This window comes from Providencia sp. PROV109, from assembly GCF_033681625.1.
Classification (GTDB): Bacteria; Pseudomonadota; Gammaproteobacteria; order Enterobacterales; family Enterobacteriaceae; genus Providencia; species Providencia hangzhouensis.
Map to the genome: position 1 here is coordinate 890728 of NZ_CP096320.1, position 25538 is coordinate 916265.

27 protein-coding genes are annotated in these 25538 nt (G+C 42.6%); 11 read left to right on the forward strand and 16 right to left on the reverse strand.

Going from position 1 to position 25538, the window contains the following annotated elements:
• Positions 1–12: 12 nt before the first annotated feature.
• The 3 genes from fbaA to M1F25_RS03985 all read left to right on the forward strand — a co-directional run bounded on the left by fbaA (position 13) and on the right by M1F25_RS03985 (position 1802).
• Entirely contained in the window at positions 13–1089 is a 1077-nt protein-coding gene (gene fbaA / locus M1F25_RS03975; protein WP_094962157.1) for a class II fructose-bisphosphate aldolase, read from the forward strand.
• A 174-nt stretch (positions 1090–1263) separates the two neighbouring features.
• Complete coding sequence (locus M1F25_RS03980; RefSeq protein WP_181489335.1) at positions 1264–1515, forward strand: type II toxin-antitoxin system Phd/YefM family antitoxin; 252 nt, start codon at positions 1264–1266, stop codon at positions 1513–1515.
• On the forward strand, positions 1512–1802 hold the full coding sequence (locus M1F25_RS03985; RefSeq protein ID WP_140172124.1) for a type II toxin-antitoxin system RelE family toxin: 291 nt from the start codon (positions 1512–1514) through the stop codon (positions 1800–1802). Before M1F25_RS03980 ends, M1F25_RS03985 begins: the two co-directional genes overlap by 4 nt.
• On the opposite strand, the gene M1F25_RS03990 is transcribed toward M1F25_RS03985, so the two are convergent.
• Positions 1797–2150 (reverse strand): DUF4440 domain-containing protein, encoded by a 354-nt coding sequence (locus M1F25_RS03990; RefSeq protein ID WP_232368720.1) that lies wholly within the window; start codon positions 2148–2150, stop codon positions 1797–1799. The genes M1F25_RS03985 and M1F25_RS03990 overlap by 6 nt on opposite strands.
• On the reverse strand, positions 2150–3007 hold the full coding sequence (locus M1F25_RS03995; RefSeq protein ID WP_036958581.1) for a LysR substrate-binding domain-containing protein: 858 nt from the start codon (positions 3005–3007) through the stop codon (positions 2150–2152). Before M1F25_RS03995 ends, M1F25_RS03990 begins: the two co-directional genes overlap by 1 nt.
• An 84-nt stretch (positions 3008–3091) precedes the next feature.
• Between M1F25_RS03995 and M1F25_RS04000 the strand changes: the two genes are divergently transcribed.
• The 8 genes from M1F25_RS04000 to M1F25_RS04035 all read left to right on the forward strand — a co-directional run bounded on the left by M1F25_RS04000 (position 3092) and on the right by M1F25_RS04035 (position 11523).
• Positions 3092–3778, forward strand: coding sequence for an ankyrin repeat domain-containing protein (locus M1F25_RS04000; RefSeq protein ID WP_004905375.1), 687 nt, complete (start codon positions 3092–3094; stop codon positions 3776–3778).
• Positions 3778–4245: a nucleoside deaminase gene (locus M1F25_RS04005; RefSeq protein WP_096864803.1), complete on the forward strand. Its 468-nt coding sequence runs from the start codon at positions 3778–3780 to the stop codon at positions 4243–4245. The genes M1F25_RS04000 and M1F25_RS04005 overlap by 1 nt, the downstream gene beginning before the upstream one ends.
• A complete protein-coding gene (locus tag M1F25_RS04010; RefSeq protein ID WP_096864804.1) occupies positions 4242–5423 on the forward strand; it encodes a cyanate transporter in 1182 nt (393 codons plus the stop codon). The genes M1F25_RS04005 and M1F25_RS04010 overlap by 4 nt, the downstream gene beginning before the upstream one ends.
• A 96-nt stretch (positions 5424–5519) precedes the next feature.
• On the forward strand, positions 5520–6389 hold the full coding sequence (locus M1F25_RS04015; RefSeq protein WP_181489340.1) for a helix-turn-helix transcriptional regulator: 870 nt from the start codon (positions 5520–5522) through the stop codon (positions 6387–6389).
• Between the two features lie 107 nt (positions 6390–6496).
• On the forward strand, positions 6497–8635 hold the full coding sequence (locus M1F25_RS04020; protein WP_112307858.1) for a TonB-dependent siderophore receptor: 2139 nt from the start codon (positions 6497–6499) through the stop codon (positions 8633–8635).
• Positions 8635–8886: a hypothetical protein gene (locus M1F25_RS04025; protein ID WP_112307859.1), complete on the forward strand. Its 252-nt coding sequence runs from the start codon at positions 8635–8637 to the stop codon at positions 8884–8886. Before M1F25_RS04020 ends, M1F25_RS04025 begins: the two co-directional genes overlap by 1 nt.
• Positions 8883–10322: a PepSY-associated TM helix domain-containing protein gene (locus M1F25_RS04030; RefSeq protein WP_181489342.1), complete on the forward strand. Its 1440-nt coding sequence runs from the start codon at positions 8883–8885 to the stop codon at positions 10320–10322. Before M1F25_RS04025 ends, M1F25_RS04030 begins: the two co-directional genes overlap by 4 nt.
• Positions 10300–11523, forward strand: coding sequence for a RhtX/FptX family siderophore transporter (locus M1F25_RS04035; RefSeq protein ID WP_181489679.1), 1224 nt, complete (start codon positions 10300–10302; stop codon positions 11521–11523). The genes M1F25_RS04030 and M1F25_RS04035 overlap by 23 nt, the downstream gene beginning before the upstream one ends.
• Positions 11524–11540: 17 nt before the next feature.
• Here the strand turns inward: M1F25_RS04035 and M1F25_RS04040 are convergent, their stop codons facing one another.
• The 14 genes from M1F25_RS04040 to hpaD form a co-directional block, all read right to left on the reverse strand.
• Positions 11541–11933: a hypothetical protein gene (locus tag M1F25_RS04040; protein ID WP_004905366.1), complete on the reverse strand. Its 393-nt coding sequence runs from the start codon at positions 11931–11933 to the stop codon at positions 11541–11543.
• A complete protein-coding gene (locus M1F25_RS04045) occupies positions 11930–12472 on the reverse strand; it encodes a LemA family protein (RefSeq protein WP_036958548.1) in 543 nt (180 codons plus the stop codon). The genes M1F25_RS04040 and M1F25_RS04045 overlap by 4 nt, the downstream gene beginning before the upstream one ends.
• Position 12473: 1 nt before the next feature.
• Positions 12474–13514, reverse strand: a complete 1041-nt coding sequence (locus M1F25_RS04050; protein ID WP_181489680.1) for a hypothetical protein — start codon at positions 13512–13514, stop codon at positions 12474–12476.
• A gap of 29 nt (positions 13515–13543) precedes the next feature.
• Positions 13544–14101 carry a LemA family protein gene (locus M1F25_RS04055; protein WP_094962168.1) on the reverse strand — a complete coding sequence of 186 codons (558 nt, stop codon included), beginning with the start codon at positions 14099–14101 and terminating at the stop codon, positions 13544–13546.
• A 286-nt stretch (positions 14102–14387) separates the two neighbouring features.
• Positions 14388–14906 (reverse strand): 4-hydroxyphenylacetate 3-monooxygenase, reductase component, encoded by a 519-nt coding sequence (gene hpaC, locus M1F25_RS04060; RefSeq protein ID WP_004905327.1) that lies wholly within the window; start codon positions 14904–14906, stop codon positions 14388–14390.
• 19 nt (positions 14907–14925) lie between these two features.
• Entirely contained in the window at positions 14926–16488 is a 1563-nt protein-coding gene (hpaB, locus tag M1F25_RS04065) for a 4-hydroxyphenylacetate 3-monooxygenase, oxygenase component (protein ID WP_004905326.1), read from the reverse strand.
• 518 nt (positions 16489–17006) lie between these two features.
• The gene (gene hpaA, locus M1F25_RS04070) at positions 17007–17897 is read right to left on the reverse strand and encodes a 4-hydroxyphenylacetate catabolism regulatory protein HpaA (RefSeq protein ID WP_136134800.1); all 891 of its coding nucleotides are present in this window, start codon (positions 17895–17897) and stop codon (positions 17007–17009) included.
• Between the two features lie 333 nt (positions 17898–18230).
• Entirely contained in the window at positions 18231–19598 is a 1368-nt protein-coding gene (gene hpaX, locus M1F25_RS04075; protein ID WP_136134801.1) for a 4-hydroxyphenylacetate permease, read from the reverse strand.
• Between the two features lie 164 nt (positions 19599–19762).
• A complete protein-coding gene (hpaI, locus tag M1F25_RS04080; RefSeq protein ID WP_004905322.1) occupies positions 19763–20569 on the reverse strand; it encodes a 4-hydroxy-2-oxoheptanedioate aldolase in 807 nt (268 codons plus the stop codon).
• Between the two features lie 10 nt (positions 20570–20579).
• The gene (gene hpaH / locus M1F25_RS04085) at positions 20580–21383 is read right to left on the reverse strand and encodes a 2-oxo-hept-4-ene-1,7-dioate hydratase (protein ID WP_004914311.1); all 804 of its coding nucleotides are present in this window, start codon (positions 21381–21383) and stop codon (positions 20580–20582) included.
• 120 nt (positions 21384–21503) lie between these two features.
• Positions 21504–22967 (reverse strand): NAD-dependent succinate-semialdehyde dehydrogenase, encoded by a 1464-nt coding sequence (locus tag M1F25_RS04090; protein WP_172766829.1) that lies wholly within the window; start codon positions 22965–22967, stop codon positions 21504–21506.
• Positions 22964–24190 carry a Bcr/CflA family multidrug efflux MFS transporter gene (locus M1F25_RS04095; RefSeq protein ID WP_144141146.1) on the reverse strand — a complete coding sequence of 409 codons (1227 nt, stop codon included), beginning with the start codon at positions 24188–24190 and terminating at the stop codon, positions 22964–22966. The genes M1F25_RS04090 and M1F25_RS04095 overlap by 4 nt, the downstream gene beginning before the upstream one ends.
• Positions 24191–24230: 40 nt before the next feature.
• Positions 24231–24614: a 5-carboxymethyl-2-hydroxymuconate Delta-isomerase gene (locus M1F25_RS04100; protein ID WP_004905302.1), complete on the reverse strand. Its 384-nt coding sequence runs from the start codon at positions 24612–24614 to the stop codon at positions 24231–24233.
• A 9-nt stretch (positions 24615–24623) separates the two neighbouring features.
• On the reverse strand, positions 24624–25505 hold the full coding sequence (gene hpaD, locus M1F25_RS04105) for a 3,4-dihydroxyphenylacetate 2,3-dioxygenase (protein WP_164455016.1): 882 nt from the start codon (positions 25503–25505) through the stop codon (positions 24624–24626).
• Between the last annotated feature and the right edge of the window lie 33 nt (positions 25506–25538).

The window sequence follows — 25538 nt, forward strand, 5'->3', positions numbered from 1 at the left end:
GGACCTTTTCACATGTCTAAAATTTTTGATTTTGTTAAACCGGGTGTTCTTACTGGTGATGATGTACAGAAAGTTTTCGCAGTTGCTAAAGAAAATAACTTTGCATTGCCAGCGGTGAACTGTGTTGGTACGGATTCAATTAACGCCGTACTTGAAGCGGCCGCTAAAGTTCGTGCTCCAGTTATTGTTCAGTTTTCTAATGGCGGTGCTGCATTTATCGCAGGTAAAGGCCTGAAAGCTGAAGGCCAACAAGCTGCAATTTTAGGTGCGATCTCTGGTGCTTATCATGTACACCAAATGGCTGAGCACTATGGTGTTCCTGTTATTCTGCATACTGACCACTGTGCGAAGAAATTACTGCCATGGATCGATGGCCTGTTAGATGCAGGTGAAAAACACTACGCAAAAACCGGTAAACCACTGTTCTCTTCTCACATGATTGACCTGTCAGAAGAAACACTGGAAGAAAACATCGAAATCTGTGCTAAATATTTAGCGCGTATGGCTAAAATCGATATGACTCTGGAAATCGAACTAGGCTGTACTGGTGGTGAAGAAGACGGTGTTGATAACACAGGTATGGACAGTTCTGAGCTGTATACTCAACCAGAAGATGTTGCATATGCATACGAAAAACTGAATGCAGTAAGCCCGCGTTTCACTATCGCGGCTTCTTTCGGTAACGTTCACGGTGTTTATAAACCAGGTAACGTTCAGTTAACGCCAAAAATCCTGCGTAATTCACAAGACTACGTTTCAGAAAAATATAACCTGCCACACAACAGCTTAGACTTCGTATTCCACGGTGGTTCTGGCTCAAGTGCTGCTGAAATCAAAGAAGCAGTTAGCTACGGTGTTATCAAAATGAACATCGATACTGATACTCAGTGGGCAACTTGGGATGGTATTTTACAGTACTACAAAAAGAACGAAGGCTATCTGCAAGGTCAGTTAGGTAACCCAGAAGGTGCGGATAAACCTAACAAAAAATACTATGACCCACGTGTGTGGCTGCGTAAAGCACAAGATTCAATGGTTGTTCGTTTAGAACAAGCATTCAAAGAACTGAACTGTGTTGATGTACTGTAATTAACGCGCATTAAGTTTTTTGTGATTAATCCCCTAGTAAGGTAACTTGCTGGGGGATTTTTTTTAGAAAATAGAATGAAATTAGCATTTCATATTGTGGTATAAATGACCTCTTGCCTATAAAATAAACAAAGCTATAATGAGACCTATTAAATGGTCTTTTGGAGATTGAAAATGCCTCAAGTTATTTTAAGTGATGTTACGGCGAGCATCAGTGAACTAAAGAAAAACCCTATGGCGACAGTGGATTCTGGTGAGGGGTTCCCTGTGGCTATTTTGAATAGAAATAAGACTGCATTTTACTGTGTTCCAGCTGAAATATATGAAAATTTATTAGAACAAATTGAAGACAAAGAACTTATTGAAATTGTTAACGCAAGGAAAAACCAGAAGCTTGTAGATGTGGATTTGGATAGCTATTTATGACAGGGTTCTATAAAGTTAAATTTAGGGATGATGCAGCAAAAGAGTGGAAAAAGCTTGGTGCAACAATACAGAAGCAATTTGCTAAGAAACTAAAATTACTGATTGAGAACCCTCATATACCTTCTGCAAGGCTCAGTGGGCTGCAAAATTGTTATAAGATTAAGCTGAAAGCATCAGGTTATCGCTTAGTATACGAAGTTGTTGATAATCAGCTTATTATAATTGTGGTCACTGTGGGGAAAAGGAATCGTAACGAGGTTTATGATATTGCAAAAAAGCGGCTATAGGTTTGCGGGTGTCCCTTGATGAAACCTTAATTGCCATTGGTTTGCTGAATTTTTTAGCCAAATAGATGAGCGGTTAGTTAGCTTGGTTTTACCCCCATCTTGTTGTTCAAAACTGATATAAGTCATTAACACCGTATTATCACTCAATTGCGAGCAGTGGAAGTTTTCGGCGTAAATCGTTTTAGCTGTTTCATTAGCTAATGACGCTAAGGTATCGAGTTTATCGGTTGAAAAGCCAGAACGACCAAATTCAAAAAAATCCTCATGTAATATCTCGCGAAGAAAATTGCTATTCTGTCGGTTAGTACTGTTATGTAATTTTTTTTCTAATTCAATCAGTTTATTCATCACTCGCGTTCCCCCAATTGTTGTGCCAGTTTCTCGGCGAGTTGCGTAATGATATCCGAGGTATTAGCATGGAAATGCATGGCAATTTCCATTTCTTGAGCAGCTGGGAAACCTTCTTCTTCTGTTAAAATTCGATGTTGAGGAAGTTTTGCTCGTAAAGGTAATAAACTAACACCTAACCCATCTGCGATAGCACTTTGAATACCTGCAAGGCTAGAACAAGTATAAGTTATGTGCCAAGGACGCTGTTCACTATCTAATAATTTGAACATATCATTACGGTAGAGACCGTTTTCAGGAAAAACCACCAAAGGTACTGAATCATTACTTAAACGTTTATATTGGTTGCTTGTTAGCCAACACAAAGGCTCCGGCCAATGGTAATCACTTTTAAATTCCCCTTTTTTCTGTTTCACAATAATTAAATCTAATTCGCCATGTTGGTAGCGCTGATGAAGTTGTCGGCTTAGGCCACTCGTGACTTCTAACCGCACATTGGGGTTAGCTTGCATAAATGCGGCCAGTGTCGGCGTGACTTGGCCAGAAGCGAGGTCTTCAGGAAAACCGAGCCGAATAGTTTGAATGACGGCATTGCCAGTGATTTTCATAAAGAAGGTATCATTGAGCGCCAATATATTTTTTGCATAACTCAACAAAACTTCACCAGTTTCGGTTAAGGTTAGTATGCGGTGCCCTCGGACAAATAAAGGCTGACTGACTAAAGCTTCTAGCCGTTGAATTTGTTGGCTTAATGTTGATTGTGTTGAATTTAAATGCTGTGAAGCCACGGTGAAATTCCCTGTTTCAGCAACAGTGACAAAGGTTTTTAACAAAACAAGGTTGAGCAATGGATTCATTTTATAAATACCAATCATTTAGTTATTTAATTTTTAAATAGCATACTTTTTCAGTAGATTAAAGGGTCATAGGGGAGATTAATCATGAAAACATTCTTTTTACGTGCAAAATGGTTGGTTCACTTAGCTAGCATTCTTATGATTTCATTGATATTTATGGGGAAAGGTATGGCAAACCCACAAGCCAACTCTTTGGTATCATTGGCTGAGCAAGGTAACTTACAAGGTGTTAAGTCCTTAGTTGAGCAAGGTGTGGATATTGAACAGCGTGATTCACGCCAACGTACTGCGTTGATGGCGGCAACCCATGAAAACCATCTTGAAGTTGCCCGTTTTTTGATTGAGCAAGGTGCGGACGTTAATGCACGGGATAATATGCAAGATTCCCCTTATTTGTACGCAGGGGCGCGTGGTTTGCAAGAGATACTAATATTGACTCTACAGCATGGCGCTGATTTAAAAAGTACCAATCGCTACGGGGGAACTGCTTTGATCCCTGCGGCAGAACGTGGACATGTTGCAACGGTTAAAACCTTGATTGATGCGGGTGTTGATGTCAATCATGTTAATCGATTGGGTTGGACGGCACTAATTGAAGCGATTATTTTGGGTGATGGTAGCGATAAGTATGCACAAATTGTCACTGAATTAATCAAAGGTGGCGCAGATGTTAACTTAGCTGATGGTTCGGGGATATCACCGCTGACGTTGGCAAAAAGTAAAGGTTACCGTAACTTGATTGAAATTCTTGAGAATTCAGGAGCGAAATAATGTCGGATACGCAATTTTTACAACAAGCTATCAACTTAGCAATGGAAAACGTGCGAGCTGGCGGGCGGCCTTTTGGCGCAATTGTTGTCTGTGATGGGCAAGTTGTTGCGAGTGGCGTTAATCAAATACTTGAGCTCAATGACCCAACCGCCCATGCGGAGCTAATGGCATTGCGTCAAGCAGGGCAAAAATTAAGCCGCGTGAAATTAGATGACTGTGTGGTTTATGCAAGTGGGCAGCCTTGCCCGATGTGCTTGGCCGCGATGCGAATGGCGGGTATCTCTCGGGTCGTCTACGCCTATTCAAATGATGACGCCGCACCTTTTGGGCTTTCTACAGATGCGATTGCAAAAGCGCTGAGGGTCGTTCCTGAGCAGCAATCAGGTTTACGGTTTGAGCAACTAAAACCCAATGATGAAACGCGCAGTACACTGTACCAACAGTGGTGGGAACGGCAATCTAAATGAGTAAAGCGGCACCATCTTCGCTGGCGTTAGTACTGACCATTGTTTTAGTCGGGGTGAACTTACGCCCCTTTATGACGGGCCCAGGGCCTGTTATCGACAATATCATTCAAACGACAGGGATGAGTTATCAAAGCATTTCGCTTTTAACATTGTTACCCATGTTATTGATGGGGGTTGGCGCATTGGTTGTACCAATGCTAAACCAACGAATAGGTGAACGTGCGGGTATCAGTAGCGCAATGCTATTACTGCTGGTCGGTTCACTCGCTCGTTACTTTGTTGTTGATGGTGCAGCTTTATTATTAACCGCTTTTTTATGTGGAGTGGGTGCGGCTTATATCCAGTCGGTATTTCCTGGGCTCATCAAAGCGAATTTCCCCCAAAAAATGGCGATGATGACAGGATTATATTCAGCCACGTTAATGGCAGGGGGAGCTATTGGCGCACAGATCACGCCTTTGGTTGAAGAAATGACAGGCCATTGGCAGAGTGCCTTAGCATGGCTTGCTTTCCCTGCTTTGTTGGCGCTGTTGGCTATTTGGGCGAATGTACACACGGAGCGGGGCTCAAAAGCAGAGCAGGTCTCAGTGTTGACATTCTTACGAAGACCGAGAGCATGGTTGTTGATGGCAGGTTTTGGGCTGATTAATGCGGGCTATGGCACCGTAGTGACTTGGCTAGCGCCTTTTTTCCAAGAACAGGGAATGAGTGCTGCACAAAGTGGCACTTTTGTTGCCATATTAACGGTGTTTCAGGCGTTATCTGCACTCATGATCCCCGTGTTTGCTTCGCATAATATTGATCGTCGTTTTTGGCTGATTGTCACGCTCAGTTGCCAAGCTCTTGGTTTTTCTGGGTTGATGCTGTTTGCCAGCGATGTGCCACTTTTATGGGTCGCGTTATTAGGTATGGGGCTAGGCGGCTGCTTTGCATTAAGTATTATTACTGCTTTAGATCATTTGCCTCATCCCGTTAGCGCAGGCGCATTGACTTCGTTGATGCAGGCTGGAGGATTTATTATTGCAGCCTTTGGGCCATTATGCGCCGCGTGGATACAGCAATTGAGCCAGAGTTTTACATGGGTATGGGCAATGCATGTGATTTTTGTATTAGTAACATTGATTCTTTATTTGCGTTTGAACCCTAAAAGCTACAGTCAAATCTTCAATTTAAAATAATTAATTTCCTCTTTATTTATTGCGAATGATAATTATTGTTATCTTGGTGTTTTTTTGTCACTATACTGTTTATTTATTCGTCTAGGTAAGAGCCCTATGCAGCAGCGTATCGAAGATAAATTCACACAAGCGCATTCAGCCCGTGAAGAACACTCTGTTGGTGAGTTTATCCGGATCCGTCGCGGTGAGTTTCTGATTAACCGTGATTTAGGTATTGAAGAAGAGCAAGCCGCTGGGCTAAAAATTGTGGCTATCCATCAAGGGGCGATGGGCTGCCGTAGTAGTGCGGGACAAAATGTGGAGATCAATTCACCTTCTTTGATTTTATCGGGCAGCCAGAAAAATTATCTGTTGAATAATCAATTTTATGGCCAACAAACCATGAAATACACCATGATTGATATCTCTCCTGAATGGTTAGAGGCTCAGCAATTAAGTTTACCTGATACGTGCTATCACCCTAGCGCCCCAAAGCTATTACAGTTGGTTATTCCTCCTAATATACTCGCAATCACTCATCAATTATTTGCTTGCCCAACTCATTCGTCATTACGTCATCTATATTTAAGTGCTAAAGTGTCAGAAATTACGGCATTATGCTTACATCATTCATTATCTAGTGCGAACTCGGCGGTTATAGGCACATTACGGCAGCGAGATATTGATAGCCTGCACATGGCAAAAACGATATTGATTCAGGAAATGGAATCTCCGCCCAGTTTAGATGAGCTGGCGAAACGACTAGGGATCAATACCCGTAAACTTACCCAAGGCTTCCGTCAATTATTCGGTAATAGTATTTATGGCTGGTTGCAGGAGTACCGCTTAGAAACAGCTTTTCAACTGCTGAGTATGAATGATGCGAATATCTCAACAGTGGCTTACCAAGTCGGCTATACCCCCGCTCATTTCTCCGTTGCATTTCGCAAGCGCTTTGGTATCTCCCCGAATCAACTCAAAAAATAACAGCCGACTGCCGGATAACGATAGACAAATTCCGGCGGTCGAAAGTAACCCATCACATTAATTGCTAAATTGATAACAATTATCATTTAACTTTTTTAGGGTGGAAAATGCTGTCCGTTTATAACATTAAGTCACGCGGAATATTCCGCTTAACACCTTGTGCCCTTTTGTGTGCAACAGTGAGTTGGTCTGCGATGGTGAGTGCAGAACCCGTGCAGCCGAAACAGGATGTTATACAAGTGACCGCATCCTCAGATATGGATGATGACTATGTTGCACCGGGCGTGACGACACTTGGAAAAATGGCACTCAAGCCGCGAGAAGTGGCGCAATCTGTTAGCGTGATTGATAGAGAGCAAATTGAAAAACAAAACCTACAAACCCTTGATGATGTAATGCAACGTGCAACAGGGGTAACCAGCGCGCCTTATGTGAAGTTAACCACCGCTTATTATGTTCGTGGTTTCCAGATTGACTCATTTGAAATTGATGGTGTACCTGCGTTATTAGGGAATATGGCGAGCTCACCTCAAGATATGGCGGTATACGAGCGGGTCGAAATTCTACGAGGCTCGAATGGCCTATTGCATGGTATGGGAAACCCCGCGGCAACCGTCAATATGGTTCGCAAACATGCGCCAAAAAAAAATATGGCTAAGTTGAGTTTAAGTGCAGGAAGTTGGGACCGTTATCGTGGGGAAGTGGATGTTGGAGGGCTACTCAATCAGTCTGGTTCAGTGCGCGGACGGTTTGTCATGGCGTGGGAAGATAAAGATTATTTTTATGATGTTTCTGACCAGCAAACACGCTTGATGTACGGTACTGTCGATATCGATGTTACCCCTGATACGTTACTGCGTATGGGCGCACAGTTCCAAACGATTGATTCTGTCACCAATATGGCGGGTGTTCCTTTCGGTAAAGATGGCAGTGATTTACATCTACCGCGTAAAACGTATTTAGATGTGGATTGGGATCGCTTCAAGTGGGATACATCCCGCTCATTTGCGGGGATTGAACATAAAATCAATGATAATTGGCAATATAAGCTTAACGCAGAGTATCAACATGTAAATGCTCGATTACTATATGCAGGAGCATGGGGAAATATTGATCCAGTCACGGGTGACGGTGCGATGCTAATGGGAGGCGCGTATAAATTCCGTAACGAGCAAACCAGTTTAGATACCAGTTTAAACGGCAAAGTGGACGCGTGGGGGTTAACCCATGATGTGGTTGTTGGTGCGAGTTACTCACATGCCAGTGAAAAGCAATATAGCGCAGATTTAGACCCCGCTTTAAATGTACCCGTGAATGTGTATCGTTGGAACCCTCACAGCGTGCCGAAACCGAGTATTGGCACTTATAGTTCAGCAGGGCCAACCAAGACAACTCAAAAAGGTTTATACGGGATGGGGCGTATCAAAGTGATCGAACCTGTCACGGTTATTGCGGGGCTACGTGATAGCTGGTGGGATGTCAAAACGCCAACGGCAAACTTCACGGAAAATGGCCGTCTTACCCCCTATGGTGGCGTGATTTGGGATTTTAACCCTCAATGGTCATGGTATAGCAGCTATTCAACGGTCTATCAGCCGCAAACAGGGAAAACGTGGAGCGGGAAAATGCTCAAGCCTGTTGAAGGGCAAACTCTTGAAACGGGTGTCAAAGGTGCGTTATTCAATGGCGGATTAAACTTATCAGGTGCTATTTACCAAATCGATATCAAAAATAACCCACAAATTGACCCTGCGCACCCAACGGGGGGCTTTAATAACTATTTCATTAGTGGTGGTAAAGTCCGTAGTCAAGGCTTTGAACTTGAAGGCATTGGCTATCTGACTCCATTTTGGGATGTATCTGTGGGTTATACCTATACGGATACGAAATACCGTGATGACAGCCAGCACCAAGGGGAATCTTACAACACCTTAACCCCTCGCCATATGTTGCGGGTATGGTCTAACTATGATTTACCGTGGGATGAGCGTAAATGGAGTTTGGGCGGCGGTATGCAAGCTCAGAGTGCATACAGCACAAGTAACGGTAATGTGACTTTACGCCAAGGTGGATATGCCATTTTTAATGCCCGTTTAGGCTATCAAATCGATGAAACATGGACGGCTGCCGTTAACGTTAATAACGTGTTCGACCGTCGTTATTACTCAGGGTTGTTCTCTCCTCAATGGAATAACCGCTATGGTGACCCACGTAATGTGATGTTTACATTGAAGGCTGATTTCTAATGAAATTAGTCAGTTGCCTAGCAGTTATTGGCACTTTGTTCAGTGGAATCGTGCTATCGATGTTGATAGCACGTTTTTATCCATCAGCAGAGCCCCTCGAACGCTTATATGGTGCGATATTTCTAAGTGTTATCACCTCAATGGGGTTATTGGTTTATAACCTCAGCGCATCAAATTGGCGGCAAATATTAGTACGCAGCTATAGCTGGTGGCCATTGCCGCTTTTTTTAATGATGAGGGGATGGATATGAAGAATAAACGATCTCTTTCCCTCACTCGTCGTTTAGACCAATTACATCGCAGTGCGGGGGCGCTATTTGGTGTTTTTTTGTTTGTGATCCTATTTACAGGGTGTTGGAGCTTAGGCAGTGATGCGTTGAGATTATGGGGTAACAAAGTGCCACTTTCAGGTGAGTTACTACCACTTGAACAGCTCCTTGCATTGCAACCAAGTGCAACCATGATCCAATTGCCTGAACAACATAACCCAGTGATCACTTTTTGCCAGAGTCAGGGAAGTTGTGAGCTAAGCTATAGCGCGATTAACGGTAAATCGGTGGCATTAGACTGCCCCACAATATGGCTAGTGACATTACATAAAAACTTATTTATAGACTTTCCTGGGCGTATTTTTATTAGTTTATTTGGTTTTGCATTAGCTGTCTTATTAATTACAGGTCTAGTAATACAGCGCCGTAGAATAGCCACTATGGTGCGCTTGCCACGTGTTACACACTTGAGAGTGTTGCTTCACGATTTACATAGCTGGCTTGGCCTATGGTGTTATCCGTGGTTGGTTTTATTTGCGTTTACCGGCGCGTTATCGGGGCTAGGGGCGCTCGGAACCGTTTCCCTCGGTGAAAGGGCGGCACCGGATAATCCACAAATTATCATGAAAGCTCTGATGGGGGAGTTTGAGCCACTAAAAACACCCGTACCTGTGGCTGAAAGCTCAATCACTGCGGCAGTCAGCGCATTACAGCAAACAGTCCCTAGCTTTATACCTCAAACTTTGTTCAAGCAAGGTGAAATGTGGGTGATTGGTGGTGTGCGTAATGGGCAGTTATCTACTTCTAATTTCGAACAATATCAATTTGATAGTAAAAAACGCCAGTTAGTTGCAGTGCGGGATTCTGCAATGCAAGGTATTTGGACTCGTGCTTTTATTGCCATCCAACCCTTGCATTATGGGCAATATCAATGGCTACCTAAAATAAGTAACACATTGAGTTATCTGCATTTTATCGCGGGCTTGAGTGGGCTGATATTGATTTCTGTTGGCCTAGCTATGTGGTGTTGGAAAAGAAATCATAGCCTAGCGGCAAGGTTCATTGTGGGCAGTTGTGGGGGATTGCTGTTGTCCGCATGTGCACTATTAGCGGCAGTGCCATGGTTCACTTCATTGTTACCAATACATTTTTTTATCGGCTGGGGGATAGCATGTACTGCGAGTCTACTCTGCAAAAATGCACAGTTTAGCTTGATGGCATGCCTTTTTTTCTCTGCCATCTTGCTGTTATTCGCATTTATCGCCTCTTACCTGTTTGGTTCGTTGCCTTTTTCTCGTATCAATCTCGTTTTGTTATGTGGCGGAATAGGGCTGCTATTTATTTTATTTGGTTATCGAAAATTGTCAGGCACAGCAAAAGGTGCGCGGAGTGAGTATGAAAGATCTATTACAAAATAAACAGTTAGTGGTGACGTTGGGGTTACTTTATCTTGCGCAAGGGATACCGGTGGGGATAGCAATGGATGCGTTGCCTACCTTTTTACGCCATGACGGAGGAGAACTGAAAGCATTAGCTTTTTTGCCATTAGTCGGTTTGCCATGGGTGGTAAAATTTTTATGGGCTTCGTTTGTTGATAACCATTGGGGGAAACGTTTAGGTCGTCGTAAAAGTTGGATTATTCCAATGCAAATTATTGTCACGGTAACGATGTTTGCGTTAAGTACCATCGGGCTATCGGTTGCGAATGCTTTCCCCTGTATTGTCTTGTTGTTTGTGGCTTCACTTGCTAGTGCTACCCAAGATATTGCAACAGATGGCATGGCTGCTGAGCAAGTTAGTGGCACAATGTTATCAAAAATTAATGCGGTGCAGATAGCTGGGGTGATGGCGGGTTTTTTTATTGGCGGTGCAGGGTTGATGATCATGAGTGAAAGTTTAGGTCAGCAGCTTGCCTTAGGGGTTTTAGCTTGTGTACCGTTACTCAGTTTATTGTTTATTAGTGTCTGCCCATTAAAAACACCATCAATAACACAGGAAATGAACGAGAAAGCGAGTCTATTAAAAACAGTAAAACGTCGTGGTGCTCCGCGTTTACTGTTATTAACTTTACTTTCTGCGGTAACGGCTGTTTCCGGTTTTGGTTTAGCCAAACTATTCTTAAATGATGCTGGTTGGTCATTAGCGCAAATTGGTAAAATGGGCATGGCTGGTGGCATGGTCACATTAGTACTGGGTTGTGGCGGTGGGGCGTGGTTAATCGGTAAAACCGGTGTGTGGCGTGCTTTCTCATTTGGTCTATTATTTGCTTTACTCTCTTCATTATTGTGGTTGTTACAATCCTTTAGTGGCGTGTCAATTAGCTTAGTGGCACTTTGTATTACATTTGGTTCATTATCTGCGGGGATCACATCAGTCGCGATAATGACGGCGGGAATGCAATTTGCATCACGCTATCAGCAAGCGGGTACTGACATGACCGCAGTACAAAGTACGCGGGATATTGGCGAATTAGTCAGTTCGATGATGCTTGTTGGTTTAACGGCAGCGGTAGGTTATTCAGGTGGGTTTATATTAGGGGCATTAATTGCCTTTATAGCGTTGCTAATGACATTCTCACATTACCGTTATGTGCAAAGATTAGAAGCAGAGCAAGTTTAATATAAATAGAGTCGGTGCTATTTTTTACGTTTCTTATTTTGTTTTTTTACTTCTTTATTCACTTTCTTTTCAATGGAATTGAAGTAGATATCTAAATAATGTCGGTTGCTTAAAAATGAAATTAAGCAACTGGCAACAATCACCACCCAAACAAGTTGCAACTTAATTGAGTTTTCAATACTGAAAAGTAGTAATAGTGGGATCATGACCATCATGCTTATGAAAATGGAGCACAATAACGCGCCAGCAATATAGAGTGAGTACTTTTTTAACCCGAATATATTGAGGGTGGTAAGCACGACAAAAGTTAACAGTAGCGTACCAAATGTCGCAAACATAATGATTAGCCCAGCCTCTTGCTCAATAAGCCAATCCGTGAAACCAAACCAAGAAAAAGGGATACTTATCATTGTAAGCGCTCCTGTTTACTAAATAGTAGGGGGATATCTTTAAAACGAAATAACCTGGCAAAAATAACATTGGGGAAAACATGAATATCTGTATTGTAGAGTGTGACGGTTTGGTTGAAAAACTCACGTCGGTCTGCAATTTGGTCTTCAATATGTTTTACTTGGGTTTGCAATTCCAGTAACACCCCTTTACTTATCAGCGTTGGATAGTTTTCAGCGATAGCAATCAGCGGTTTTATTTTTGCTGGAAGTTGATTTGCAGTATCGACTTTGGTTTCAATAGCGGTACTGGATAAATAGCGCTGACGGCTGGCAATTAACTCGCTAAACAGCTGTTTTTCATGTGCCATCGCTTTATCTGCAACTTGAGTTAATACAGGAACTAATTCGACCTGCTTCTTTAATAACACATCTATATTCGCAAATGCTTTATGGCAATTGTTTTTTAAAAATACAATATTATTATAAATATTAATTATATAGCGTATAAAAATATAGCTAATAACAGCGATAATAATGAAAAAAATAAGCTTTTCCATGTTAGTTATCACCGAATAATGATATCTGGTCGAAATGCATATTTAGCAGCCCGTTTTGATAATCCATTGGCGTAACTAAAATCATACCAATCAGAAAAAGTGCAATTATGGCGGTAATAGCTAAATTTCGACGTAATGGACCTGTTTTGTTCCAACGAACGACATAGTCTGAGGGCGAGACGCCTAATAGCATATGAGGTGCCTTACGTATAATAATCGATTCGCCTTTTTCATTGGCATCTGCTGTACCAATTAATAAATAACTGCGGTTTGCTTCAAGTAAATATTCTTTGTAACGGCGATTACTGCTTTCAATATCCATATGCGGTTCTAAGCCAGGGTAAACAAAATAATCTGGGTCGCACTCTACTTTTACCGAACCAGTATCATCCGTAAGAGTGAAGCTATGCATGTTGTATTTACTATTTTGTAAGGTATAGCTTTTTTTACCGTCTTTATCTTTTGATATGGAATATTCAAAATAAAATGAGCCGTAACAGGTTTTATTACCTAGTTGGCTTTTAATGGCTGTGCCCGCCGTGATTTTTCCTTCAATTTCCACAAGCCCCATTGCCATTGAGCGGATTTTGGAGGTGGCTAAATTTTTCTGAAATTTTAAAAAGCGCTTGGTTGGCGTATTTTCAATTGCTTTAAATACAAAAGCTAAGACAAATGCGATAAAAAATACACGCATGTCGATAAAGAACCCTGCAAATAGGCAAGTGGCGATCAGCATACCTATAAGGGTTTTAAGAAACGCACTAAACTTTGATGAGCCTTCATTTTGTAAACGTTGATAACGTTGATAGCCAACTTTACTAGCCTTGACAACATTACGGGTAATAAAAAAGGTGATGATGAGAACAACGACGTAATAAATGATACTGCCATAGTCGCCGATAGAAGGAGAGAGCGAGTACCACATACCACAAGCAACACTGATAAAAGGAATGATCCCCCAGTTTACTTTTTTATTTATCGAGAACTTGTTATCAATAAATAAAATTAAAGCACCAATAGCTGCTCCGAGTAAAAAATACATATTCACGCATTAATACCTTTAGGCTGACATTATTTAAACTGGACGCCCTGATATTTTTTTTCATCTTCAGAAATATCAAGTAATGGCAGTGCTGAGAAACGAAATGCATTGGCAATTAGGCTGTCAGGGAACATTTGTATTGCAGTATTATACTCTGTTGTTGCATCGTTAAAGCCTTCACGTCGTTGGGCTAATTTATTTTCAACATCACTTAAGGCGATTTGTAATTGGGTAAATTGCTCACCAGAAATAAGAGTAGGGTAATTTTCTGCAATGGCAATAAGGTTACCCAGTGCACGGTTCATTTCATTCGATGCCGCGATTTTATCGTTCATGTTTTTGGCATTAAAGTAGTTCTGACGCGCATCACTTAGTGAAGTAAAAAGGCTTTCCTCATGTTCCATAGCCTTTTCTGTAATGGTAACGAGTTGTGGGATCTGATCGGCTCTTTGCTTTAAAATAACATCAATATTGGCAAATTGATTGCTGACTTGATTACGGGTGTTGATCAGGCGGTTATAGATAGAGATCCCCCAACCTATAGCCAATAAGAGTAAAACAAATACAACGATAAGTGTGATGGTCATATTGATGCCTTTTAACCCGTGATAAGTAATTTGGGTTAAAAGTATAAGAGCCTTACCGCTTATGCAATCAGAAAAGAATGAAAGTAAGGTGAGAATAAAGAAAATCTGATCTTGCTTATTAATTCTTTTTTGAATGACTAAAAATAAGAAAAAATGCAACCTTAATTTGTCAGGATTAAAACAGTTTCAAGGTTAAACAAATTATTAAGGTGTAATTCAAAGTGAAATAACATATAAAAAAATAGCCTCAAATATAAGAGGCTATTTCATATAAATACTTTACTAATTAAGCCGTTGGCTCAAGGATTTGGTGCATTACAGGGTGGAATTTACGTTTAAAGTAAACCAACCCATGCCCAGTATCGTTCACAATGATTTGTTTCATTTCAACCATGTAGACAGAGTGCGTACCGATATCTTGAACTTGAGTGATTTCACCTTCAAGGTTGGCAAGCGCGTTTTTTAACATTGGTTGCTGTAAAATACCGCTTTCCCATACACTCCAGCCAAAACGTTCTTCCATCGTTGAACCTTTCATACCTGCGAAATGGCATGCAAGTTCTTCTTGTTCATGGCTTAGCACGTTGACACACAGGCGGCCATTCTTTTGAAATACCGCATTCATAGCGCTATTGCGGTTAACACAGACCATCAAAGTGGGTGGCGTATCTGTAACTGAACAGACTGCAGTGGCTGTAATTCCACAGCGACCCTCAGTCCCATCCGTGGTGACGATATTGACTGCTGCACCAAGACTTGCCATCGCATCTCTGAAACGCAGGCGATGTTCATTTTCTAAAGACATTTTGACCTCCTGCTGCCGACTATTTCAGCAGCGAATCTAACTGATTAATATCATTGTTGTTATGCAGGTGTGGACGTTTCCATCCGTGTTGATCGTAGTCTGATAAACAGCGATCAACCATATCTGTCATGGCTTTCATATTGCCAGAACCGTATGCATGACGCAGACATTGCAGACGAATTTCATCTTGGCTTCCTGCGTAGTTAATTTCATACAGTTCATGGCGGCCACCAAATTCACTGCCGATTGCATCCCACATGAGTTTAAGGATCTTAATACGTTCAACGTGATCCATACCATTAGAGCCGCGAACATATTTAGCTAAATACTTATCAATTTCTGGATTATTCATATCACGAACGCTTGATGGTAGGTAAATCAGGCCACTTGTCACGTTACTTTCAATGATATTCTTGATTTTGGTGTAAGCCATTGGTGCCATAACACGGTAAGTTTGGATAGCTTGAGTATCGGGTAGATAAGCGCCGCCTTCCCATGCTTGTGCTTCAGAGGTCATTGCATCGGTTAATGACCAGAACAGATTACGCCACGCAACCACTTCACCCAGATCAGCTTGTACACCACGGAAATCAATAACACCTGTACATTCTAAACTTTTTTGTAACAATCCGGTAATGAAGTCTAATTTAACGGCTAAGCGGACACAAGCTTGTAATGGGAATAAACGTGCAAAACCACCTTGAACTGCCCAATTACGTGCACGGTCGAAATCACGATAAATTAATACGTTTTCCCATGGAATTAACACATGGTCCATCACCAAAATGGCATCATTTTCATCGAAACGGCTTGATAATGGGTAATCAAATGGTGCGCCAGTTGCACCAGCAACTAATTCATAAGATGCACGTGAGATTAATTTCACGCCATCTGCGTCCATTGGTGCAACAAACATCAATGCGAAATCAGGGTTATCGCCCATGACTTGTGCGGAACCAAAACCAATAAAGTTATAGTGTGTTAACGCTGAGTTAGTCGCAACAACTTTAGCACCACTGACGATAATCCCCGCATCTGTTTCTTTTTCGAGTTTGATATAAACATCTTTAACTTCATCAGCTGGCTTGTGACGGTCGATTGGTGGGTTAACAATGGCATGGTTAAAGTACAGGCCACTTTCTTGAATACGTTTATACCAGTGACGTGCGTTGTCTGCAAACTGACCATAATATTCTGGGTTAGCGCCTAAACAGCTGGCGAATGCCGCCTTATAGTCTGGAGTGCGTCCCATCCATCCGTAGCTCTGACGTGACCAATCTGCGATAGCGTCACGCTGTTGACGTAGTTCATCGGCACTTTTAGCGAAGCGGAAGAATTTGTGAGTGTATCCGCCGTTTCCTGTGTCGGTGTTCCAGCAAAGTTGGTCATGAGTCGTTTTATCATGAAGCGCATCATATAATTGTCCTATAGAAGCGGCTGAATTACGAAAAGCGGGGTGAGTGGTGACGTCTTTTACACGCTCGCCATAAATATAGATTTCGCGGCCATCTTGTAAGCTTTTTAAATATTCTTGGCCATTAAAAGGGCGTTTAGCATCTGAACGAAAATCTTCTGGTTTCATGTCTACCTCGTTATCTCACAATGAGGGCTTGCATTGATAGGGTACAAAGGTTGCAAGCGAAATATGTTAATTTTATGTTTGTTTTGTGTTTCTTAATTGAATCGCTTTACGAGGGAGTTTTAAAGAGACTTTCTAAAGGTTTGCTGGTACTTTTCGTTGGGAGCTGTGTTTTGTGAAAGAAATGTGATCATCTCGATGTTTTGATATTAATATAAATTTTTATTTATCTTACAGTGCATTGATTATTAATCATTAATTAAACAGTTATTATATTAATATTAATATTTTTCCTTGGGTTGTTTGTTCTTTTTTTAATCTTCATATTCACTTTTTGTTAAGCATTATTAGCATATTTATAAAGTTAAAACAAAATTTATAAGATATCAAAAATGTTTTTAAAATGTAAAATTATTTGAAGAGTGGTTTGTAGAGATAGGTTAGAAGTAGGTATGATATAGCGTTCAGGAGGCATTGATGATTTTTACCTAAAAATACGGATAAAATCACTAAGCCTCTCTTTAATGAATGTTTTGTTCTCGCCATAGGCTAGGAGAGCACCCGACTAACCGGTTAAAAAATCGCGCAAAATAGGCGGGGTCTTTGAAACCGAGCTGGTAGGCAATTTCTGAAACGGGGCTGTCGGAAAACAGTAACATCCGCTTAGCTTCACGCAATATTCGGTCAAAAATCAACCTTTTCGGTGGCCGGTTAGCAAACCGCCGGCACATATCTTTAAGGCGTGACTCTGTGACATCAAGTTTTTTGGCATATTCAGGTACCGCAAGGTGTTCATGATAATGTAAGTCAATGAGCTGATTAAAACGTTGGAATAGGCGGTGTTCGCCTCTAACCCCCGTTGTAGGGTGCTCATCAAGTGGAATAGAGCGCAGTAGAAAGGTAAACAGCGCTTGGGCTAAAGAGGCGAGGGCTTGGTCTTTGCCAATATAGTTATTCGCCGATTCGCGAGCCATCAATGCCCAATAATGATTAAAGGTATCGATATCATCAGGCTTATCGGCAACAGATAAGCAAATAGCAGGGATATCGACCAAATCTGGATTCGCTGGGTACAATGAGCTAAGAAGCGGCGTGATCAGCTCTTGCCGTACGGTGAGTACGTGGCCATCAGTGTCTTCTTGAGTGAAAAATGCATGTGCAACCGAAGGGGGCGTAAGAATAAAGAGCGGCGCTTGAACAGAATAGCGCGACTCATCGAGCTGCAAAGTAATATGGCCCGTAACCAAATAGTGCAACTGGAAGAAACCATCATGGCGATGAGCTTGCATGTCGCGACCAAAGAAGGCGGCCATGTTGCCAAAGGTTTGGTAGTGGACGTCGTCGGTGCCTTGGGTTTCGTCGTAGTCTGTGCTGATGTCAATATTCGTAATTAAAGTTGAGTTACCCTTCATTCTTCGGCTCGCAGCGTTGTTGGCCTCACAAGCCAACCCTAGTCACATACTTCAGTATGCTCCTAGGGATTAACTTGCTTGCCGCCTAGCTGCAAACCAAATTATTTTGGGTAACACCCTTTAATAATTATTTGCAGCATAAGTTATTAAAACATTTGAAACATTTAAAACATTTAAAACATTCAAAACATTCAAAACATTCAAAACATTCAAAACATTCAAAACATTCAAAACATTCAAAACATTCAAAACATTCAAAACATTCAAAACATTCAAAACATTCAAAACATTCAAAACATTCAAAACATTCAAAACATTCGAACCATCAAAATTTTAAGGTGTTGCTCTTGGCCTTGAGTTTTTCATTGGGATAGCAATGACTAACAGCGCACCGACCACCAATAGGCCTGCAACAAAATAGAGGCCAGAGTTAAAGCTACCGGTTTGGTCTTTCAGCCAACCGATAAGGAGTGGGCTGACGGCGGAACCTATATTACCTGTTGCGTTGATAACCGCAATACCGATGGCACGAGCACGTAAACTGATTGATTGGTCTGGGGTTGTCCAGAACACTGCCATCGCAGTAAATGAACCTGTTGAGGCCATAATAATACCAATCAACTGAATGACGGGATGGCTTGTCATCGCAGCGAGAACCCATCCTGCGGCCGCAAATAAATACGGTAGTGCAGTATGCATTTTCCGTTCTTGTAACCTATCAGAACGGCGACTCCAATAGATCATTCCTAAGATAGTACAAAACTGTGGGATTGCAGTTAATAGCCCAATCATGGCATTACTACTGCCTTCATTGAAGCTTTGCATGATCTGCGGGGTCCAAATATTAATCGCACTTAACGTATTGGTTAAACAGAAATAAGCGACGGTATACATTAAGATCACTGGGGTGAAAATTTCTTTCCATAAGCTTTTGTTCTGCAATGCGGTATGGCTTTTGGAACCATGTGGCTGTACGAGTTCCAGCTGGTCTTTGTCCATCATTTCTTGCAGTGTGTCTTTGTCTTCTTGGGTCAACCACTTAGCTTTTTTCGGCGAATCATCAAGGTAGAACCAAACCAACACACCGAGGATCACGGATGGGAAACCTTCTAGCAGGAACAGCCATTGCCAACCTTTTAGGTTTAAAATGCCATCCATACCTAGAATATAACCGGATGCGAGTGAACCGAATGCCATGGTGACTGGCATCGCAATCATAAATAAGGCATTAGCACGAGCGCGGAAATAGGCAGGGAACCAGTAAGTCAAATAAACTAAAATCCCAGGTAAGAAGCCCGCTTCAGCGATACCCACTAACATCCGTAGGACGTATAAGCTGGTTGGCCCTGTGGCAAACATGGTGGCTGTAGAAGCAATACCCCAAAGCACCATGATGGTAGCTATCCAGCGGCGAGCACCAACAATTCCTAACATGATGTTACTTGGAATACCAAAAATTACGTAAGTGGCATAGAACAAGGTGGCGGCTAAGCCGAACATGGTGGAAGTTAGGCCGATATCTTTCCCCATGGTTAGACCTGCAAAGCCAATATTAATACGGTCTAAGAAGGAAAAAACGAATAGCACAAATAAAAATACAATGAGACGTTTAAATAACTTATTAATCACCCGCTGCTGCGGTTCGGTTAAATTTTTATGTTGTTCAGCAGGGTTAGTGCTTGCAAGTTGTTGATTACTCATATTGTAGGGCCCTCAATTCTTTCTTTTACAGATTATTATAGGTACAAGGGACGAGTAGGCAGTCATGGTGCTGTCTGCCCAATGTTGCGATATTGATTTCTTAATTTATCTAATTAAGTTATTTGTCTGTAGGGTTAAAATTAACTTATTTAGAGACAGTTTAATTAATAAACGCTTGGTGCACTCGAGGCCACCTCTGAGACGGTTTTACCAAATTTTGCTGCTAGCGCTTCTGCGGTACGTGCTAGTAGCGTGGTATCAACCCCGACGGCAACAAATAGTGCGCCGAGTTTAAGATAATGTTCAGCGACATCTGGGGCTGCCATTAAAATACCGGGTGCCAAGCCAGCCTCACGAATTTGTACAATTGCTTTTTCGATTGTGGCTTTGACTTCAGGGTGGTTAGGGTTCCCTGAGAAGCCCATATCTGCGCTAAGATCCGCAGGGCCGATAAACACACCGTCGACACCTTCAACTTTTAGGATCTCGGGAAGGTTATTCATGGCTTCACGGGTTTCAACCTGTACTATCACACACATTTCATCATTGGCACGGGTTAAATAATTAGGTACTCGGTTCCAACGAGAAGCACGTGCCAAAGCACTGCCGACACCGCGTATCCCAGCTGGCGGGTAACGTGTTGCGCGCACCGCTTGCTTGGCTTGCTCTGCATTTTGTACCATCGGTAGCAAAAGGGTTTGTGCGCCAATATCCAGTAATTGCTTAATGATCACCGGATCATTCCACGGTGGGCGTACCACGGGCTGTGACGGATAAGGGGCGATCGCTTGTAATTGAGATAATGTCGTTTGCACATTATTTGGTGCATGTTCACCATCAATTAATAACCAGTCGAAGCCTGCACCAGCAAGTAATTCAGCACTATATGGGCTGCACAAGCCAAGCCATAAACCGATTTGCGGTTGACCACTTTTTAGTGCTTTCTTAAATTTATTTTCTAAAATATCCATGCCATTTTCCTTACACGAAGCGGCAGCTAATTGAACCCATATTGCCGTAATCAACGTGGAACACATCACCTTTACGAGCCGGAACAGGGCGTGTAAATGAGCCACCTAAGATAATTTGACCAGGCTCAAGTTGCACATTATGCGGTGCTAATTTATTTGCTAACCATGCCACGCCATTTGCTGGGTGATTGAGTACAGCGGCTGCCACGCCAGATTCTTCAATGACGCCATTACGATATAACAGGGCGCTAATCCAACGCATATCCAAATCGCGTGGTTTGATTGGGCGACCACCTAAAATTACCGCGCCATTTGCTGCGTTATCCGAAATGGTGTCGAACACTTTGCGTGGGCGGTTGGTTTCAGGGTCAACGTTATGACAACGCGCATCGATCAGCTCAAGGGCTGGGATCACATAATCAGTCGCGTTATACACATCAAAGATGGTGCAATTTGGCCCACGTAATGGTTTCGCCAGTACGAATGCTAATTCAACCTCAATACGCGGTACGATAAAGCGGTCTGTTGGAATATCACAGCCGTCATCAAAAAACATATCGTCAAGAAGCGCACCGTAATCAGGTTCATCAATCTGTGAACTTGCCTGCATGGCTTTGGATGTTAGCCCAATTTTATGGCCTTTTAGCACACGTCCTTCAGCAATTTTTACGCCAACCCACTCTTTTTGGATAGCGTAAGCATCGTCGATCGTCATTTCTGGGTGATCGAGTGAGATCTGACGGATTTGCTCACGTGATTTTTCAGCCTGATTTAGGCGCTGCGCGATTTGTGATATGACATCTTTTTGTAACATGCTGTTAATACTCCTATTCACCTATTCTATTTCGAGAGCAGCGCTGCACTAAAGCGCTTTGCTGCCACTCGGACTATTCAAGGTGTAAATTGAATGCGTACCCAGCGGTACTCAATTTAACTAATTGGAAAGACCACCAAAGCAGAGGTATTTCACTTCCAAGTAATCTTCGATTCCGTAGCGTGAACCTTCACGCCCCAGACCTGACTGCTTAATGCCACCAAATGGGGCCACTTCATTTGAAATAATGCCTTCATTAATACCCACCATGCCGCTTTCTAATGCCTCAGCAACACGGTAGATACGCCCGATATCTTTTGAATAGAAATAAGATGCCAAGCCAAATTCAGTATCATTGGCAAGATCAATAGCTTCTTGCTCATCGCGGAATTTAAATAAAGGTGCCAGTGGGCCGAATGTTTCTTCTTTAGCGACTTTCATGGCTTCAGTGACGCCAGTGATAACGGTCGGTTCAAAAAACAAGCCACCTAATTCTGCCGATTTACCACCAGCGATGACTTTTGCACCGTGGGAAACGGCATCAGCAATATGTTCAGTGACTTTATCGACTGCGGCTTGATTAATCAGAGGACCCTGCTGGGAGTCTGCTTGTGTGGCAGGGCCGATTTTCAGTTCATTCACGGCTTTTGCTAAACGAGCCGCAAATTCATCGTAAACGCCTTCTTGGACTAAAATGCGATTAGCACACACACAAGTTTGCCCACTATTGCGGAATTTAGCCGCTAAAGCACCTTGTACTGCTGCATCTAAATCGGCATCATCAAACACGATAAATGGCGCGTTACCACCGAGTTCCAGAGACATTTTTTTCACGGTGTTAGCGCACTGTTCCATCAGCAATTTACCAACTCGTGTTGAACCCGTGAACGTGAGCTTACGAACGATAGGGCTAGAGGTCATCACGCCGCCAATGGCTTTAGCATCCGTACCTGGGACAATGTTAAATACACCAGCAGGAATACCGGCTTCTTCCCCTAACGCTGCCAACGCTAATGCAGATAATGGTGTTTCTGCCGCGGGTTTTAATACCATCGTACAGCCTGCTGCTAGCGCAGGGCCGACTTTGCGGGTGATCATGGCGTTTGGGAAGTTCCACGGTGTGATAGCCGCAACCACCCCCACGGGTTGTTTTATCGTCACAAGGCGACGCCCCGGTAAAGGTGATGGAATGGTTTCCCCATACACACGTTTACCTTCTTCAGCAAACCACTCAATAAAGCTGGCACCGTAGGCAATTTCTCCCATCGATTCAGTGATCGACTTACCTTGCTCAGCACTGAGTAACTCAGCCAGTTCTTTTTGGTTATCCATCATTAAACGGAACCATTTATTTAAAATTTGGCTGCGCTCTTTGGCGGTTTTAGCACGCCATGCAGGTAGGGCTTTTTCTGCGGCTTCGATAGCTTGTTGGGTTTCTAAAGCACCGACATTGCTGACTTTAGCGATAATCTCATTATTTGCTGGGTTAGTGACCTCAAACACACCTTTATTTTGGGCATCAACCCATTGGCCGTTGATATAAGCTTGTTGGCGAAATAACGTAGAATTGGTATTTATGCTCATTTTTCGTTGTTCTCCGAAGACACTGATTGGACTTGTGGGCGGATATTTTTAGCTGATAGCTGTTGGCTAACAAAACTTAACCCGGCACACAGCGCCATAACAAGTGCCATAGCGAATGGGGATTCATCTTGTAATACAGAAACTGCAACGCTGGCGACAGCCGCTAAGGCAAACTGAATAGAAATAGCAAGTGCACTGGCACTTCCTGCAATTTTCCCGCGATGTTGCAGTAATAGTGACAAACTGTTGGTGCCGATAGCATTGACCATCGATAAGAACAGCACGACTAGAATAACAATTATGGGCAAACTTTGTTGGTAAAATATGAGTAACAGCAGACCAAATGCTAATTGAAACCCACTTTGTATAGTCAGTATGCGCGTTAAACTATAGGTTTTTAGCAGTTTAACGTTCAACAACAACATGACAATCATCCCCAAGATGTTACAACCGAACAGCAAACCATAATGTTGTTCAGAAACACCGAAATAATTGATGTACACAAACGGTGAACCACTGATAAAGGCAAACATACCGGCAAAAGAGAATGCCATGGTGCCAATAATACTCAGTGCTTCTCGGTCTGTGAGCACCTGTGCATAATTCTTAAAAGCGACACAAAGTATATTTTCAGAACCGCGCTGGTGGGTTAGAGTTTCAGGGAGTAAGAAAAAAATCGCACACACCGAAGCCAAGCCAATTACTGCCAGCAAATAGAAAATCACTTGCCACTGAAAATGAACAAGTAAAAAACCACCTAAAAGTGGTGCCAGTAATGGCGCTATCATGGTCACTAGTGTCATTAATGACAGCACTTTAGGTAGTTCATGAGCAGGGTAAACATCCCTTGCAATCGCCCTAGCCATAACAATGGCCGCTCCACTACCAAAAGCTTGCAGCGCTCGGAATACAATCAAGGTATTTGCGTTGGTGGCTTGTGCGCATAACAAACTGGCAATAGTGAAAATGGCAAGGCCACTTAACAACATTTTCCGCCGGCCAAGAAGGTCACTTAATGGGCCATAAAACAGCATTCCCACGCAGAAACCAGCAAAAAAAGCCCCAAGGGTGTACTGCATTTGCCCTTGAGTGGCCTGTAATGCAATTCCCATTTGAGGGAGGGCTGGGAGGTACATATCGATAGACAATGGACCGAATGCCACTAATGACCCCAGTAATGGAATCAAGTAGTGCGGTATGTGTTTATCGAAATTTTTAACCATCTTGCCCTCTCAATAAAACGAAGAATAAAGCTTTAAACTCTTAGCCCTTAAACAAGGCATGAACATTGTTCTGTTTATAATTTAAAACAGGATCAAGCTCTTCCATGGTAAAAGACAGCGCGAGGTAACGTTTTGCCATTAAATCGGCAAAGTGGGTTTTGATCAGGTCGAAAATCATTTCCCCCGTTTTTTGCCTATCTTCAAGAGAGCGCCCAGCACCGATCTTCAACGTCATATGGACAAAAGCATAATCGTGCTTGCCATCGGCCATTTGCCAAGTATCCAGCCAAATAGCACGACTACGAATGCCACCTAATGGGAAGATACCGGTTCCCGCGAGGGCTTCATTCACTTTGGCGAAGAGCTCAGGTAGTTGAGCTTCATCACGAATATTTTCTGTACATTCTGCATAAAAATGAGGCATAACAATTCCTTATGCGGTGACAGCTTGTTTATCAGTAATATAGCTTGGTAGTGGGAACACGGCATTGATTTGCCCTGTGCCTGAGCTTGCAAACAAGTCAGTTAAGACTTCCACTTTCTCAGCGTATTTATCCCAACCTAACATACCTAACAGCATCACGGTGTCGTGCATATGGCCTTCGCCATAGCAGTAATCTGCGTATTCAGGCAACATTTTGCAGAATTCTTCAAAACGACCTTCACGCCAAAGTTTGACGACACGTTTATCCATTTGCTCATCAAATTCACGCGTGTAGCTGTTCATGCCATCTTCGGCTTTTTGGTCATCAATAAAGCGGTGTGATAATGAGCCACTCGCTAATACAGCGACGGTGCCATTGTATTTTTCAATCGCGGTTAGTACGGCTTCACCTAATTTGCGGCTGTCTTCAAAACTATGAGAAGTACAGAATGCTGAGATTGAGATAACTTTAAAGTGACGGTCACTATTCATATAGCGCATAGGAACTAATGTCGCATACTCAAGGGTTAAGCTTGGGATTTCATGAGCTTGAGCACGAACACCTAACTTACGCGCTTCCTCACCAATCATTTGGCCTAATACCGAGTTCCCATCGTATTCATATTCCATATCGCGAATAAAATGTGGAAGTTCATTACTGGTGTAAATACCTTTAAAGTGGTCAGCACAGTTAATGTGATAGGCGCTGTTGACTAACCAGTGCGTATCAAAAACGATGATGGTATCAACGCCTAATTCACGGCAGCGGCGGCTGATTTCTTTATGCCCATCGATAGCGGCTTGGCGGCATCCAAAGTTTTTACCTGGTAGTTCTGATAGGTACATGGATGGGACGTGTGTTATTTTTGCGGCGAGTGCCAACTTACCCATTTCATCCTCTCTTACCCGTTATATTTTGAGCTG

What these genes read in the sequence shown, in the direction of transcription:
- M1F25_RS04000 (WP_004905375.1), top strand. Translation starts at nt 3,092, where the DNA reads ATGAAAACATTCTTTTTACGTGCAAAATGGTTGGTTCACTTAGCTAGC.
- M1F25_RS04015 (WP_181489340.1), top strand. Translation starts at nt 5,520, where the DNA reads ATGCAGCAGCGTATCGAAGATAAATTCACACAAGCGCATTCAGCCCGT.
- fbaA (WP_094962157.1), top strand. Translation starts at nt 13, where the DNA reads ATGTCTAAAATTTTTGATTTTGTTAAACCGGGTGTTCTTACTGGTGAT.
- M1F25_RS04035 (WP_181489679.1), top strand. Translation starts at nt 10,300, where the DNA reads ATGAAAGATCTATTACAAAATAAACAGTTAGTGGTGACGTTGGGGTTA.
- M1F25_RS04030 (WP_181489342.1), top strand. Translation starts at nt 8,883, where the DNA reads ATGAAGAATAAACGATCTCTTTCCCTCACTCGTCGTTTAGACCAATTA.
- M1F25_RS03980 (WP_181489335.1), top strand. Translation starts at nt 1,264, where the DNA reads ATGCCTCAAGTTATTTTAAGTGATGTTACGGCGAGCATCAGTGAACTA.
- hpaC (WP_004905327.1), bottom strand. Translation starts at nt 14,906, where the DNA reads ATGTCTTTAGAAAATGAACATCGCCTGCGTTTCAGAGATGCGATGGCA.
- M1F25_RS04050 (WP_181489680.1), bottom strand. Translation starts at nt 13,514, where the DNA reads ATGTATTTTTTACTCGGAGCAGCTATTGGTGCTTTAATTTTATTTATT.
- hpaA (WP_136134800.1), bottom strand. Translation starts at nt 17,897, where the DNA reads ATGAAGGGTAACTCAACTTTAATTACGAATATTGACATCAGCACAGAC.
- M1F25_RS04040 (WP_004905366.1), bottom strand. Translation starts at nt 11,933, where the DNA reads ATGATAAGTATCCCTTTTTCTTGGTTTGGTTTCACGGATTGGCTTATT.
- M1F25_RS03995 (WP_036958581.1), bottom strand. Translation starts at nt 3,007, where the DNA reads ATGAATCCATTGCTCAACCTTGTTTTGTTAAAAACCTTTGTCACTGTT.
- hpaH (WP_004914311.1), bottom strand. Translation starts at nt 21,383, where the DNA reads ATGTTACAAAAAGATGTCATATCACAAATCGCGCAGCGCCTAAATCAG.
- M1F25_RS04020 (WP_112307858.1), top strand. Translation starts at nt 6,497, where the DNA reads ATGCTGTCCGTTTATAACATTAAGTCACGCGGAATATTCCGCTTAACA.
- M1F25_RS04100 (WP_004905302.1), bottom strand. Translation starts at nt 24,614, where the DNA reads ATGCCTCATTTTTATGCAGAATGTACAGAAAATATTCGTGATGAAGCT.
- hpaD (WP_164455016.1), bottom strand. Translation starts at nt 25,505, where the DNA reads ATGGGTAAGTTGGCACTCGCCGCAAAAATAACACACGTCCCATCCATG.
- hpaI (WP_004905322.1), bottom strand. Translation starts at nt 20,569, where the DNA reads ATGGATATTTTAGAAAATAAATTTAAGAAAGCACTAAAAAGTGGTCAA.
- M1F25_RS04095 (WP_144141146.1), bottom strand. Translation starts at nt 24,190, where the DNA reads ATGGTTAAAAATTTCGATAAACACATACCGCACTACTTGATTCCATTA.
- M1F25_RS04025 (WP_112307859.1), top strand. Translation starts at nt 8,635, where the DNA reads ATGAAATTAGTCAGTTGCCTAGCAGTTATTGGCACTTTGTTCAGTGGA.
- M1F25_RS04005 (WP_096864803.1), top strand. Translation starts at nt 3,778, where the DNA reads ATGTCGGATACGCAATTTTTACAACAAGCTATCAACTTAGCAATGGAA.
- hpaX (WP_136134801.1), bottom strand. Translation starts at nt 19,598, where the DNA reads ATGAGTAATCAACAACTTGCAAGCACTAACCCTGCTGAACAACATAAA.
- hpaB (WP_004905326.1), bottom strand. Translation starts at nt 16,488, where the DNA reads ATGAAACCAGAAGATTTTCGTTCAGATGCTAAACGCCCTTTTAATGGC.
- M1F25_RS04010 (WP_096864804.1), top strand. Translation starts at nt 4,242, where the DNA reads ATGAGTAAAGCGGCACCATCTTCGCTGGCGTTAGTACTGACCATTGTT.
- M1F25_RS04055 (WP_094962168.1), bottom strand. Translation starts at nt 14,101, where the DNA reads ATGACCATCACACTTATCGTTGTATTTGTTTTACTCTTATTGGCTATA.
- M1F25_RS03990 (WP_232368720.1), bottom strand. Translation starts at nt 2,150, where the DNA reads ATGAATAAACTGATTGAATTAGAAAAAAAATTACATAACAGTACTAAC.
- M1F25_RS04090 (WP_172766829.1), bottom strand. Translation starts at nt 22,967, where the DNA reads ATGAGCATAAATACCAATTCTACGTTATTTCGCCAACAAGCTTATATC.
- M1F25_RS03985 (WP_140172124.1), top strand. Translation starts at nt 1,512, where the DNA reads ATGACAGGGTTCTATAAAGTTAAATTTAGGGATGATGCAGCAAAAGAG.
- M1F25_RS04045 (WP_036958548.1), bottom strand. Translation starts at nt 12,472, where the DNA reads ATGGAAAAGCTTATTTTTTTCATTATTATCGCTGTTATTAGCTATATT.